The organism is Microbacterium galbinum (assembly GCF_023101185.1).
GTDB classification, from domain to species: Bacteria; Actinomycetota; Actinomycetes; order Actinomycetales; family Microbacteriaceae; genus Microbacterium; species Microbacterium galbinum.
This window is the reverse complement of sequence record NZ_CP078077.1, coordinates 604409-617704: the sequence shown is the minus strand read 5'-3', so window position 1 is coordinate 617704 and position 13296 is coordinate 604409. Positions and strand designations below refer to the sequence as shown.

The following is a 13296-nucleotide window of genomic DNA, read 5'->3' as shown; positions in this document are numbered from 1 at the left end:
GTGCAGATCGACCAGGGGGAGACGATGACCGATCCGCATGCACCGCAGCCTGCCCACGGCGTTCCGGCGCCGCAGAACTCCACGCCGCAGCATCCATCGCCGCCTCATCCCGGCGCGCACACCGCGCACCCCGGCCCGCCGCGCCGTACCCGCGCGGGTGCGTGGATCCTCCTATGGGTGTTCGTCGGAGCCGCGGTCCTCGCGGCGGTGATCGCCGGTGTCCTGGTGGCGGTGAACGGTGCGAATCGCGGGCCGAGCGCCGGTGAGGTCGCCGAGCGATACCTCCAGCACATCGCCGACGGCGACGCCACCGCGGCCGCGGCTCTCGTGGCACCCCGGCCGCAGGAGATCGAGAAGCTGGACGACCCGTCGATGCTGACCGACGAGGTGCTCGGCGCCGCGACCGAACGGATTCGGGACGTCGTCGTCGATGCCCCCGCAGACGCCGATGACGCCGCGAGCGTCACGAGCGTGGACGTGTCCTTCGCCCTGGCGGGAGAGCGGCACGACACGACCCTCTCGCTCGCCCGCGACGAGGAGTCGGGGCAGTGGCAGGTCAGGACTGCGCTGACCGACCGCTTCATCGTCACCGAGGGGGACCCGGCGTTCCTCCTCGGCGGTGTCGAGACGCCGACGGTCGATTCGGGCGAGGTCCTGCCGCTCGCGCTGCACCCGGCGGTGTACCCGGTCGCGGCGATCGATGACACGTTCTACCAGACGGATATCGACGAACTCGTCATCACCGGCGCACCGGACGGAGCGCGGAAGGTCGCCGTCGTCCCGAACGCGAACTTCTCGGAGGAGGTGCAGCGCCAAGTCGACGGGCATCTCGACGAGTGCGCCACGCAGACCACCTGGCGGGTCGACGGATGCCCGTTGAGCGCGCCGCTGGACGCCCGCACCGTCGAGGTCGAATGGACCGTCGACACGTACCCGACCGTCGAGTTGCTGCTCGACGGCGAGATGTTCGTCGCACGGGGAGGAGCCGTCCGGGCCGTCTACGCCCCCGCGGATGCCGCGGAGCCGGTGACCTTCGAGGGCGAGCTGTCGACGAGCGGCTCGGTCGAGGTCAGCGGGAGCGCGCTCGTCGTGACCTTCGAGTGAGCGCGCTCCGGCCGCTCACACCTCCTGCAGCATCCCCTCGCCGTCGATCTCGAGAGTGAGGTCGAGAGCGAGACGGGAAAGGAAGGCGTCGTCGTGGCTCACGACCAGCACGGCGCCGCGGTACGCCGTCAGCGCGTCGACGAGCTGGTCGACCGTGTCGAGGTCGAGGTTGTTCGTCGGCTCGTCGAGCACCACGAGCTGCGGCGCGGGATCCGCCAGCAGCAGCGTCGCCAGCGCGACGCGGAAGCGCTCGCCTCCCGACAGGGCCCCCACCGGCCGGTCGGCCGTCGCGCCGCGGATGAGGAAGCGTGCGAGCCGATTGCGCAACTCCTTCTCGGGCACGTGCGGGGCGGCCGCGGCGATGTTCTCGAACACGGTGAGCGTCCCGTCGAGGCCGTCGACCCGTTGCGGCAGGTAGCCGATGTGATCGACGTGCGCGGCGGCGACCGCCCGTCCGTCCTCCGGCGCGGCCCCGGCGACCAGGCGCTCCAGCAGGGTCGTCTTGCCCGCACCGTTGCGCCCGATCAGCGCGACCCGCTCGGGGCCCTGCACGACCCACGACCTCTCCGCATCGGCGATCGTGGCGATGCGGCGGCTGCGCGAGACCTGCGGGTCGGGAAGCTCGATCTTCATCGACGCCTCGGCGCGCACGCGGCGCCCCGCCTCATCGAGGGCGGCGCGCGCGGCATCCTCCTTCGCCCCGACCTCGGTGCGCAGCTTGCCGGCCGACACCTCCGCGGCCATCTTCCGGCCGTGCGCGATGATCTTCGGCACGCGCTTCTCGATCTCGGCCTTGCGGGCCGTGCGCGCACGGTGCGCGAGCTTGGTCTCCGCCTCGATGCGCTGGCGCTTCTCCTTGCGCACGACCTGGGCGGCATCGCGCTCGGCCTGTCGCGCGGCATCCTGCTCGGCGTCCAGCCACGCGCGCCATTCGGAGTACGGTCCGCCGAACACGCTCAGGGTGCGGCCGAACAGTTCGGCGGTGTCGTCCATCCTGTCGAGCAGCGAGACGTCATGACTGACGACGATGAGCGTGCCCTTCCACGACGTCACCATCGCGGCGAGCTTCGCACGGGCGTCGCGGTCGAGGTTGTTGGTGGGTTCGTCGAGCAGCGTGATCGGGGCGCGCCGCAGACGGATGCCGGCGATCGCCACGAGCACCGCCTCACCGCCCGAGAGCTCCCCGACGCGGCGGTCGAGGAACTCGGGCGAGAGTCCGGCCTCGGCGAGGGATGCCGCGGCTCGCGCCTCGATGTCCCAGTCGTCGCCGACCGCGTCGAAGTGGGCGGGGTCGACGTCGCCCGCCGAGATCGCGCGGACGGCGTCGAGTGCCGCCGCGACCCCGAGCAGGTCGGCGACGCGTCGTTCGACGTCGAGCGTGAGCTGCTGCGGCAGGTACGCGACGTCACCGGTGGTGGTCACCGTGCCCGCCGTCGGGTCGAGTTCGCCGGCGATGAGGCGGAGCAGGGTGGACTTTCCGGCGCCGTTGCGGCCGACGAGGCCGGTGCGACCCGCGCCGAAGGCGCCCGACACGGAATCGAGGGCGGTGGAGCCGTCGGGCCAGGCGAAGGTGAGGCGGTCGAGCGTGACCGATGCGTGAAGGGTGGGGGTTGACACGGTGTGTCTCCTGTCGAGTGCGAGGGTGCACTGACACCGGGCCTGCACGGCGGGTCTCCTGCGCGGCGCCGTCGAAGGCGGGAGGAGAGCGGCCGGGTGGAGTCGGCGATCGTCGGGTCAGCGCGCGGAAAGAGGAGCGCGGAGGCGACGGATCAGATCAAAGGACTTCCAGACACGGCGGACAGGACGTGACGACGATACCCCCGGCGGATGCCGTCGTGCAACCCGGGCGTGTCGCGCCGGAGCGTCGCGCCGGAGCGCCGCGCCCGAGCGCCGCGCGGGTCACTCGCCGGCGATGCCCTCGAGCCAGAGCGCGAGGAACTGGTGCACGTCGCCGAGCTCCTCCTCGGAGATGCTGTGCGTGAGCCCGGTGTAGACCCTGCCGGAGAGCGTGGAGTGGTCGGGGAGCCACAGCGAGGTGTGCGTGATGAGCGCCTCGGGGATCACGTCGTCGGCCGATCCGCGGCCCCAGAACACCGACGGACGCAGCTCGCGCAGGGCCTCGTCGCCGGGCAGGTCGCCCGGGGTGGCGTAGCCGCTCAGGGCGACGACCGCGCCGAGCCGTTCAGGGGCGAGGCGCAGCGTCTGGAGGGCGACGGCCGCGCCCTGCGAGAAGCCGAGGAGTGCCACCGACGACGCGTCGCCGGCGGCGACGTCGAGCCAGCGGAGGAACGCGCGGGCGGCGACCGTGACGTCTTCGGGCCGACGACCGTTCAGACCCTCGATGGGGTACCAGGACCGGCCCGGCATCGGGAACGGAGGGGCGAGGGGGGCAGCGACGGATGCCACGGCGATGTCCGCGGGCAGATACGGGGCCAGGCCGATGAGGTCGTGCTCGTCGGCGCCGTAGCCGTGCAGCAGCACCAGCAGCGGCTTGCCCGTGCGGTCGCCCGGCACCCACCGGGTCGCGGCGTCGTCGATCGTCAGCTCCTCGCTCATGCCGTCCATCCTGCCAGGGGTCGCCGACACCGGCCCGGCCCCGGCACGGCATGGCCATAGGGGAAGTCGGATGCTGCTGGTAGAAAGGACACATGGCGGTGCGCACACCTGATCCCGACCCCGAGCCCGACGACGACGGCCTCGGCGGCTTCGGCGACGGTGCACCCCAGCCCCCTGCGCCCGACGCGAACCCCGGGTGGCTGAGCGACGTCGAGCTCGAGGAGGCGCGCCGGCACCTGCCGATGCTCTACGTCGAGGCGATCCCGGTGCGTACCGACGGATCCGGCCAGGTGAGCGAGATCGGCATCCTGCTCCGCTCGACGCCCCTGGGTGAGATGACGCGCACGATCGTCTCGGGCCGCGTGCGCTTCGGCGAGACCATCCGCGACGCGCTGTTCCGCCACGTCGAGAACGACCTCGGTCCGATGGCGTTCCCGCTGCTCCCGCCCCAGCCCCTGCCGTTCACGGTGGCCGAGTACTTCCCGATCCCCGGCGTGAGCGCCTACCACGACGACCGGCAGCACGCCGTGTCGCTCGCCTTCGTGGTGCCGGTCACCGGCACCTGCGAGCCCCGTCAGGATGCCCTCGAGGTCACCTGGTTCTCGCCCGAGGCCGCGGGTTCCGACGCGGTCTGGTCGGAGATGGAGGGCGGCCGCGGCACGCTCATCCGGCAGGCGCTCGCGAGCCTCGGCCTGCTGCGCTGAGCGCGCCGGCGGCACATCGCATTCTGCATATGGCCTTCGAGGCCTCTGCCGGTGTATCTATGTCATAGGCGATCTGCTCCGAGAGAGCCGTGTTCGGCGTGATACTCGATCGCGTCCCGTCCCTCCGAGAGGATGCCCATGGCGATCCCCCTGCGCCCGCGCTTCGGTCGATCCGTTGCTGTCACGGTCGCCGCTGTCATGCTGGCGTCGATGCTGATCGCGGTGGCAACGCCCGCAGCTTCGGCCCAGATCGCAGGAGCGACGGTGGCCGCGACCGAGCCGGCGTTCGCCTCCTTCGCGGATCGTCTCCCGCGGGCGGCCATCGCCGCGGCCGAGCGCGCGGCTCAGCCGACGGAACCCGTCGAGGGTGTTCCCGAGACGGGCGTCGTCGCCGGGACGGTGACGTTCCCCGCAGCCGTCGCCCTGGCGAGTGGGAGCACGTACGTCGTCGCGTACTCGCCGGGATCCGACGTGGCCTCACCGCTCGCGGCGGCCCCGGTCGGTGACACGGGGAGCTATTCCCTGCAGGTGCCCGTGGGCGAGGTCCTGCTCGCCGTCGTCTCGCGGGGACGTGCGGTTTTCGACCGCTGGGGTGTCGACTCGACGACTCCGGACGGCGCTGCGACCGTCGTCGTGGACTCGGCGGGTCTGGCGTACGACGTGGCTCTCACCGCGTCGGCGCTCGTCTCGGGATCGGTGACGGTCCCCGCCGGTGTCGATCTGCGGGGGAGGCGCATCGCCGTGGCCGTCTACCCCGGTTCCGGGACGGGCACAGTTGCGACCTCGGCGGACTACGTCTCCGACACCGGCACGTTCGCCGTCGGCGGGCTGCCGGCGGGGGATTACCGTGTCGCGTTCGTGTCGGCGGTGACGGGGGCGTCGTCCGAATGGTGGAACGACGCACCGGGATTCGCCCAGGCGGAACGCATCGTTCTGGGAGCAGCGACCGTCCGTACGGGGATCACTGCGAAGCTCGAGAGTCTGCGTCTGATGGAGGCTGCGACGCCGACGATCACCGGATCCCCGACGGTCGGGCAGAAGCTCAGCGCATCGACCGGGTCGTGGACGTCCGGGGCCGCGCTCACGTATCAGTGGCTGGCGAACGGAGTCGCGATCTCGAAGGCCACCGCGGCGACCTTCGTCGTCCCCGCGTCGCTGGTCGGCAAGAAGATCTCGGTGCAGGTCGTGGGACGCAAGGCCACGTATCTCGTGACGACGCGGACATCGGTGGCGACATCCGCCGTCGTCCAGCCGATGACGGCTCCCGTGCCCAAGGTCTCGGGTTCGGCGATCGTCGGGCAGACGCTCACCGCGGCGGCCGGCACCTGGACGGCGGGAGCGAAGCTGACGTACCAGTGGTACGTCAGTGGGGTCGCGGTGCCGAAGGCGACGATGACGGCCTTCAAGATTCCGGCGACAGCAGCGGGCAAGACCATCACGGTCGTCGTGACCGGCACGAAGGCCGGGTTCGCTACAGCGGCGAAGCGTTCCGTCCCGACGTCCGCCGTGCTCGCGGTTCTCGCGGCCCCGACGCCGACACTGAGCGGCTCCGCCGTCGTGGGAAACCGCCTCACCGCCGCCGCCGGTGCCTGGACCGCCGGCACCCGCATCGCCTACGCGTGGTACCTCGACGGGAAGGCCATCGCGAACGCGACGGGCTCCACGCTCTCCGTGACGGCGGGCATGGTCGGCAAGCGCGTCACGGTACGGGTGACCGGAGCGAAGAGCGGCTACGTCACGGCGCAGCGGACGTCCACGGCATCCGCTGCGGTGACGTACCCGAACCGGACCACACCCGTCTCGTCGTGGGACTGCCCGTCGTGGGCGCCGATCAAGGGCAACGCCAGCTCGCACATCTATCACGTGCCATCCGGCGCCTACTACTCGAAGACGAAGCCCGAGGAGTGCTTCCGGACCGAGGCTGCGGCAGTGAAGGCCGGGTATCGCAAGTCGAAGCGATGAGCGCGCCGGCCGAGGCTCCGCGCGGCCTCAGGCCGTGAGGCGCGCGAGCTCGGTGACGAACGCGTCGACGTCGTCCTCGTGGGTGTCGAAGCTGCACATCCAGCGCACCTCGTTGCGCGCGGCATCCCAGTCGTAGAAGCGGAACGATTCGCGCAGCGCGTCGGCGACGCCGTCGGGCAGAGTCGCGAACACGCCGTTCGACTGGGTCGGCTGCGTGAAGGCGACGCCGGTGATCGAACCCGATGCGATGCCCTGCTCGATCTCGCCACGGAGGCGGGCGGCCATGGCGTTCGCGTGACGCGCGTTGCGCAGCCACAGGTCGCCCTCGAGCAGAGCGATCAACTGCGCCGACACGAAGCGCATCTTCGACGAGAGCTGCATGTTGAACTTGCGCGAGTAGATCAGCCCGTCGGATGCCTCGGGGTTCAGCACCACGACGGCCTCGCCGAGCATGGCGCCGTTCTTGGTGCCGCCGAAGCTGAGCACGTCGACGCCGGCATCCGTGGTGAAGGCCGCGAGCGGCAGATCGAGGGCGGCGGCGGCGTTCGAGAGGCGAGCGCCGTCGAGGTGCAGCTTCATGCCGCGCTCGTGCGCGTGATCGGCGATCGTACGGATCTCGTCGGCGGTGTAGAGGGTGCCGAGCTCGGTCGACTGGGTGATCGAGACCACCAGCGGCTGCGCGCGGTGCTCGTCGCCCCAGCCCCAGGCTTCGCGGTCGATGAGCTCGGGGGTGAGCTTGCCGTCGTCGGTGGGCACCGTGAGCAGCTTGAACCCGCCGATCTTCTCGGGAGCACCGCCCTCGTCGACGTTGATGTGCGCGGTCGTGGCCGCGATCACCGCACCCCAGCGGGGAAGCATCGACTGGAGGCCGGTGACGTTCGCGCCCGTGCCGTTGAAGACGGGGAAGGCCTCGGCGCGCTCGCCGAAGTGGGAACGAACGACCTCCTGCAGGCGCGCGGTGTACGCGTCGCTGCCGTAGGCGCCCTGGTGGCCGTCGTTGGCGGTCGCGATCGCGGCGAGCACCTCGGGGTGGATGCCGGAGTAGTTGTCACTGGCGAAGCCCCGGATCGCGGGGTCGTGCTGAATGGTCACCGACCCAGCCTATTCGCCCGAACCCGTATCGGATGTCGGTGGTCCTGAGTACCCTCGAACCCATGCAGCGGACCGCAGCGAACCGGGCGTTCCTCAACGTCCTCGTCAATACGCTGATCGCCAACGTGACGACCAGCTTCCTCTGGTTCGCGCTCACTTTCTGGGTCTACATCGAGACGCAGTCGGTGCTCGCGACCGGCGTCATCGGCGGCGCGTACATGCTGTTCGTCGCGTTCTTCGCGATGATGTTCGGAACGATCGTCGATCGGCACCGCAAGCACGCGGTCATGGTGCTCTCGAGCGTGATCTCGGCCGTGGCCTTCCTCGTCGCCGGAGTGCTCTACCTGTCGCAGCCCGAGGCGGCCCTGCTCGACCTGGGCGGCCCGTGGTTCTGGCTGTTCTCGGGTGTGATCCTGTTCGGCGGGGTCATCGAGCAGCTGCGCAACATCGCGCTCTCGACCACCGTCACCCTGCTCGTGCCCGAAGAGAAGCGGGCCAACGCCAACGGCCTCGTCGGCACGGTGCAGGGCATCGCCTTCCTCGTCACGAGCGTCTTCTCGGGGCTCTCGATCGGGTTCCTCGGCATGGGCTGGACCCTCGCGATCGCGATCGCCGCGATGGCGGTCACCTTCGCGCATCTGCTCTTCATCCGCATCCCCGAGAGCGAGCCGCAGGCCGACCCCGACGCCAAGAGCGCGGTCGACTTCCGCGGCAGCGTGCGCGCGATCCGGCAGGCTCCCGGGCTGTTCGCGCTCATCATCTTCTCGACCTTCAACAACCTCATCGGCGGCGTCTACATGGCGCTCATGGACCCCTACGGGCTCACGCTGTTCGACGCGCAGACGTGGGGCTTCGCCCTGGCCTTCGCGTCGACCGGCTTCCTCATCGGCGGCGGCCTGGTGGCCAAGTTCGGCCTGGGCAAGAAGCCGATGCGCACCATGCTGCTCGTCGTGATCGCGATGGGGCTGCTCGGAGCGGTGTTCATGCTGCGCGAGTGGTGGTGGCTGTACGTGCTCGGCATGTGGGTCTACATGGCGCTCGTGCCGCCGGTCGAGGCGGCCGAGCAGACCGTGATCCAGAAGGTCGTGCCGTTCGAACGCCAGGGCCGGGTCTTCGGCGTCGCGGCGGCGATGGAGGCGGCGGCCGCACCCATCACGGCGTTCCTGATCGCGCCTCTCGCCGAGTTCCTCATCATCCCCTACATGGACGGCCGCGAGGGTCAGCAGCAGTGGGGCTGGCTGCTCGGCGAAGGAGAGGCGCGAGGCATCGCCCTGATCTGTCTGTTCGCCGGGCTCATCATGGTGGTCGCGGCGACGCTCGCATTCTTCACGAAGTCGTACCGCAAGCTCACGGTGCTCTACGCCGAGGCGCCCGAGCAGAGCATTCCGGGCGAGAGCGCGTCGGTCGACGATGCCCCGCCGGTCGTCCCGGGAGCACCGCAGCTCTAGACGCCACGCTCCCGATCGCGAACCCCGCTCATTCCAGGTCGATGACCCGGTCGTTCAACTCGACGGCATCCGCATCCCAGAGACCGACGATGCGCGGTGCCAGCGACTCGGCGTCGAGCGCCTTCGCGCGGAACACGACGGATGCGGCGCGCAGCGGCTCTCCCGCATCCCGAGCCGTCTTGGCGAACCCCTGTGCGACGGCGCGCGTCCACGCCTCGCTCGCGGCCTTGACCGCGGCGTAGTTCGCCCCGCCGGCGAGCGGTCGCGCGACGGCCGTCGACGACACGATCGCGAAGCGTCCGGCATCCGATGCCCGCAGCGCCCCGTCGAACGCGCGGCTCGTCGCACGCACGGCGTCGAGCGCGGGCAGCAGCGCCGCGAAGTCCTCGTCGCTCTGACCGGCGAGGCCGCCGCCCCCGCGCCACCCGCCCACGAGGGGCACGACGGCGTCGACCGTGAGTCCGTCGGACGCGAGTCGCTCCGCCAGTGCGATCATGTCATCGAGCGAGGTCGCATCGGCGACGTCGGTCCGTGCTCCGGCATCGGCCAGCGGCTGCAGACGGTCGGCGGAGCGTCCGGTCGCGACGACGCGCATTCCCGCCGTGATCAGCGCGCGGGTCACGGCGAGGCCGGAGGCGCTCGTGGCCCCGGCGAGAACGATGGTCTTCATGTGAGAGACTCCGGCCCGGCCGTGGATGCGATCAGTCGTCGGTGCCGCGGATTCCCACGGTCGACTCGATCACGGCCTTCATCTTCTTGTCGAGCGCCTCGAAGAACATCGACAGCGGGAACTCGTCGTCGAGCACCGCGTCGGTGTAGCCCTTGGGGGCCCCCGCGAGGATCTCGTCCGACAGTCCGCGCGCCCAGGCGGACGCCGGGTGCGGCGTCAGCACCGAGCGGACGAGGTCGTAGGCGGCCAGCCAGTGCGCCGTCTTGGGACGGTCGATCGAACGCCAGTACAGGTCGTCGATCGCGTCGCCGAGCGAGACGACCGCGTCGGGCACGCCCTCCCAGTCGAACGCGAGCGCCGTGTCGGTCCAGTGCAGCACGCCGCGCTGGTGCAGCCACGCGAACAGCAGCTGTCCGCCGAGGCCGTCGTAGTTGCGCACGCGCGAACCCGTGATCGCGAAGCGGAAGATGCGGTCGAAGATCACCGCGTACTGCACCAGAGGTGCATGCTCGAGCATCTCGCGCTCGGAGTCGGTGAGATCCTCGCCGGCCTCGCTGCGCGCGGTGAGCGTGCGCTCGATCTTGACCGACTCGCGGAACGCGGTCAGGTCGCAGCGCATCTCTTCGAGCGAGTAGAGGAAGAACGGCATCCGCTGCTTGATCATGAACGGATCGAACGGCAGGTCGCCGCGCATGTGGGTGCGGTCGTGGATGATGTCCCACATCACGAACACCCGCTCGGTGAGCGCCTGGTCGTCGAGCATGTCGGCGGCGCGTTCCGGCAGGTCCAGCTTGGTGATCTCCGATGCCGCGCGCGTGACGCGGCGGTAGCGGGCGGCCTCGCGGTCCTGGAAGATCGCGCCCCACGTGAACGAGGGGATCTCGCGCATCGCGACGGTCTCGGGGAACAGCACGGCCGAGTTCGTGTCGTACCCGGGCGTGAAGTCGATCAGACGCAGCGAGACGAACAGCTTGTTGCCGTAGTCGCCGGCCTCGAGGGCGCCGATGAACTCCGGCCAGATCGTCTCGACGATCAGGGCCTCGACGAGGCGGTCGCTCGAACCGTTCTGCGTGTACATCGGGAAGACGACCAGGTGGCGGATGCCGTCGACGCGGTGCTCCTGCGGCTGGAACGCCACGAGCGAGTCGAGGAAGTCCGGAACGCCGAAGTCCTCCGCGGCCCAGCGGTCGAAGTCGGCCACGGAGGCCGCGAGGTAGGCGGCGTCGTGGGGGAAGGCGGGCGCGAGGGCGCGGATGCCGGCGGTGATCGCGGCGACGAGCTCGCGGGCCGTCGCGTGGTGCGCGGCGTCGGGGATGGATCCGTCCTTGATCTGCAGCTCGCGGATCGCGATCGCGGCATCCTTGAGCTGTGCCCAGGCGGCGCTGGATTCCACGGAATGCGCCTGCACTGAGCCTGTCGAAGTGTCCTCGACGACCTCGGGTTCGCCGACGATGGCCTGAACAGCGGAACTGTTGGCGGAAATGATGGACATCGGGACCTCCGATCGGAGAAATAGACGGAAACTTTCCTGCGCAAACGGAAAGCTAACGATATTCTTACACGCATGGATGACTCTGTCGACCGCGCGATCCTTGCCGAGATCTCCCGCGACGGGCGTGCCACGCTCTCGCAACTGTCGGATGCCGTGGGGCTGTCGGTCTCGGCCGTGCAGTCGCGTCTGCGCCGCCTCGAGACGCGGGGCGTGATCACCGGCTACCGGGCGCTGCTCGACCCGGAGAAGGTGGGTACCCCGCTCTCGGCGTTCATCGAGATCACCCCGCTCGACCCCGCACAGCCCGACATCGCCCCCGAGCAGCTCGAGCACCTGGATGCGATCGAAGCGTGCCACTCGATCGCCGGCGACGCGAGCTACATGCTGTTCGTGCGCGTGGCCTCGCCCCGGGCGCTCGAGGAGCTCGTGCGCGACATCCGGCTCGCGGCATCCGTGAACACCCGCACGACCGTGGTGCTGCAGACCTACTATGAGCATCGACCGATCATCCCGATCGCGCACGACTGACCCCCGAAGGAGACACCGATGTCGTTCCAGGCCTACCTCGACAAGGTCGAGACCCAGACGGGTCTCACGCCCCGGCAGTTCATCGCGCTCGCGAAGGAGCAGGGTTTCGACGAGACGACGAAGTCGACCGTCGTGCTGAACTGGCTCAAGGAGACCTACGGTCTCGGTCACGGGCACGCCCAGGCGATGGTGCACGTGATCCTCAAGGGGCCGAAGATCAGCTCCACGCACGTCGGCAAGGGCGGAGCACACGGCGACAAGAGCGACGAGCTCTGGCTCGACGGCAAGGACTCGAACCCGAATCCCTGAGCCCGAATCCCCGACCCGCCGTCGCCCCCGGGGCGTCATGGGCTCGCACAGTAGGATTCCTCCGTGGCAGCATCCTCGAAGCGCAAGACCTCCGCGACCCGCAAGACGAACCCGGCCCGCGTGAGCGGCAACCCGGCGAAGCGGGCGAGCGGCGACCCCGCCCGCCAGGCCGTGATCGAGGCCGGGCCCGTCACGCTCGGCGACTGGATCGGCGCCGCGCGACTGCGCACCCTGCCCCTCGCGATCGCGCCGGTGCTCATCGGCACGGGAGCCGCGCGCAGCACGGGCCCCGAGTTCCACTGGGTGATCGCCCTCGCCTGCCTCGCGGTCGCGGTGCTGCTGCAGATCGGCGTCAACTTCACCAATGACTACAGCGACGGCGTGCGGGGGACGGATGCCGTGCGCGTCGGCCCCACCCGTCTCACCGCATCGGGTCGGGTGAAGCCGCGCACCGTGCTCATCATCGGGCTGGTGTTCTTCGCGCTCGCCGCCGCGGTGGGCGTCGCGATCGTGGTGCGCACGGAGCAGTGGTGGATGCTGGCCGTCGGCGCCGCATGCATCGTCGCCGCCTGGTTCTACACCGGCGGCAAGCGCCCCTACGGCTACGCCGGTCTGGGCGAGGTGTTCGTGTTCGTCTTCTTCGGCCTCGTCGCGACCCTCGGCACGACCTGGGTGCAGATCTTCGACCTGCCGCAGCAGGCGTGGCTCGGGGCGATCGCCGCGGGACTGTTCGCCTGCGCGGTGCTGCTCGCCAACAACCTGCGCGACATCGACCAGGATCGCGTCGTCGGCAAGCGCACCCTCACGGTGCTCATCGGGCGCCGCGCGACGCAGGTGCTGTTCACGTTGTTCGTGCTCGCGCCGTTCGCGATCGCGATCCTGCTGGCGTTGCTCTTCCCGATCGCCTGGCTCTCGCTGCTCGCCCTGCTCGCGGGGCTCCCGGCGATCCTGATCGTCTGGACCTACCGCCAGCCCAAGGAACTCGTCATCGCTCTCGCGCTGACCTCGCTCACGTCGCTGCTGTACGCCGGTGCCCTGTTCTGGGCGTTCATCGGCTGAGCCGGCCGAGCCCGGACGAGTCGGCTGGGCCGGCCGTCTCCCGCGGTTACTTCTCGTCGCGGGTTTCGTCGGCGCGCGTCTCGCTCTCGCCGTCGACCACCGCATCCTCCGCGTCGGCATCCTCCTGGCCGGTCGACGCGCGCGCCTCGCGGCGCTCGACGATCGCCGCCGACGCCTCGGTGAGCGGGCGGCGCAGGAACAGCATCGAGATGCTCGTGCCGATCAGCGCGGCGAAGATCGCGGCGAGCCACCAGAACTCCCGGAAGATCGGGAAGAAGAACCAGAGGATCGCGAGCGGGACGAGGAACGCCAGCAGCCGCAGCACGGAGTAGACGAAGAAAGGTGCAGGCTTCACCCGACAAGTCTACGAGC

The 13296-nt window shown here is 70.2% G+C and carries 13 protein-coding genes; 7 read left to right on the top strand and 6 right to left on the bottom strand.

Features of this window, described 5'->3' with window-relative positions; genetic code table 11:
* Positions 1-24 precede the first annotated feature (24 nt).
* Positions 25-1104 carry a hypothetical protein gene (locus tag KV396_RS03120; RefSeq protein ID WP_247956782.1) on the top strand — a complete coding sequence of 360 codons (1080 nt, stop codon included), beginning with the start codon at positions 25-27 and terminating at the stop codon, positions 1102-1104.
* A 15-nt stretch (positions 1105-1119) separates the two neighbouring features.
* On the opposite strand, the gene KV396_RS03115 is transcribed toward KV396_RS03120, so the two are convergent.
* Both KV396_RS03115 and KV396_RS03110 read right to left on the bottom strand, forming a co-directional pair.
* Positions 1120-2721: an ABC-F family ATP-binding cassette domain-containing protein gene (locus KV396_RS03115; protein ID WP_247634056.1), complete on the bottom strand. Its 1602-nt coding sequence runs from the start codon at positions 2719-2721 to the stop codon at positions 1120-1122.
* A gap of 282 nt (positions 2722-3003) precedes the next feature.
* The gene (locus KV396_RS03110) at positions 3004-3660 is read right to left on the bottom strand and encodes an alpha/beta hydrolase (RefSeq protein WP_247956781.1); all 657 of its coding nucleotides are present in this window, start codon (positions 3658-3660) and stop codon (positions 3004-3006) included.
* Positions 3661-3752: 92 nt separating this feature from the next.
* On the opposite strand from KV396_RS03110, the gene KV396_RS03105 reads away from it, so the two are divergent.
* Both KV396_RS03105 and KV396_RS03100 read left to right on the top strand, forming a co-directional pair.
* On the top strand, positions 3753-4364 hold the full coding sequence (locus KV396_RS03105) for a DUF4916 domain-containing protein (protein WP_247625226.1): 612 nt from the start codon (positions 3753-3755) through the stop codon (positions 4362-4364).
* A gap of 138 nt (positions 4365-4502) precedes the next feature.
* Positions 4503-6326 carry a sunset domain-containing protein gene (locus tag KV396_RS03100; protein WP_247956780.1) on the top strand — a complete coding sequence of 608 codons (1824 nt, stop codon included), beginning with the start codon at positions 4503-4505 and terminating at the stop codon, positions 6324-6326.
* A gap of 27 nt (positions 6327-6353) precedes the next feature.
* Here KV396_RS03100 and KV396_RS03095 read toward each other — a convergent pair whose 3' ends face one another.
* Positions 6354-7418, bottom strand: coding sequence for a threonine aldolase family protein (locus KV396_RS03095; RefSeq protein ID WP_247956779.1), 1065 nt, complete (start codon positions 7416-7418; stop codon positions 6354-6356).
* Positions 7419-7480: 62 nt separating this feature from the next.
* Between KV396_RS03095 and KV396_RS03090 the strand changes: the two genes are divergently transcribed.
* The gene (locus KV396_RS03090) at positions 7481-8866 is read left to right on the top strand and encodes an MFS transporter (RefSeq protein ID WP_247956778.1); all 1386 of its coding nucleotides are present in this window, start codon (positions 7481-7483) and stop codon (positions 8864-8866) included.
* 28 nt (positions 8867-8894) lie between these two features.
* Here KV396_RS03090 and KV396_RS03085 read toward each other — a convergent pair whose 3' ends face one another.
* Together KV396_RS03085 and KV396_RS03080 are read right to left on the bottom strand one after the other, a co-directional pair.
* Positions 8895-9536 (bottom strand): SDR family NAD(P)-dependent oxidoreductase, encoded by a 642-nt coding sequence (locus KV396_RS03085; RefSeq protein ID WP_247956777.1) that lies wholly within the window; start codon positions 9534-9536, stop codon positions 8895-8897.
* 31 nt (positions 9537-9567) lie between these two features.
* The gene (locus tag KV396_RS03080) at positions 9568-11028 is read right to left on the bottom strand and encodes a DUF6421 family protein (RefSeq protein WP_247956776.1); all 1461 of its coding nucleotides are present in this window, start codon (positions 11026-11028) and stop codon (positions 9568-9570) included.
* Positions 11029-11100: 72 nt separating this feature from the next.
* On the opposite strand from KV396_RS03080, the gene KV396_RS03075 reads away from it, so the two are divergent.
* From KV396_RS03075 to KV396_RS03065, 3 genes are all read left to right on the top strand, one after another.
* Positions 11101-11556: an Lrp/AsnC family transcriptional regulator gene (locus KV396_RS03075; RefSeq protein WP_247634062.1), complete on the top strand. Its 456-nt coding sequence runs from the start codon at positions 11101-11103 to the stop codon at positions 11554-11556.
* Between the two features lie 18 nt (positions 11557-11574).
* A complete protein-coding gene (locus tag KV396_RS03070) occupies positions 11575-11865 on the top strand; it encodes a DUF4287 domain-containing protein (protein ID WP_247634063.1) in 291 nt (96 codons plus the stop codon).
* 63 nt (positions 11866-11928) lie between these two features.
* Positions 11929-12924: a 1,4-dihydroxy-2-naphthoate polyprenyltransferase gene (locus KV396_RS03065; protein ID WP_372491589.1), complete on the top strand. Its 996-nt coding sequence runs from the start codon at positions 11929-11931 to the stop codon at positions 12922-12924.
* Positions 12925-12970: 46 nt separating this feature from the next.
* On the opposite strand, the gene KV396_RS03060 is transcribed toward KV396_RS03065, so the two are convergent.
* Positions 12971-13279: a DUF4229 domain-containing protein gene (locus tag KV396_RS03060; protein WP_247625218.1), complete on the bottom strand. Its 309-nt coding sequence runs from the start codon at positions 13277-13279 to the stop codon at positions 12971-12973.
* Between the last annotated feature and the right edge of the window lie 17 nt (positions 13280-13296).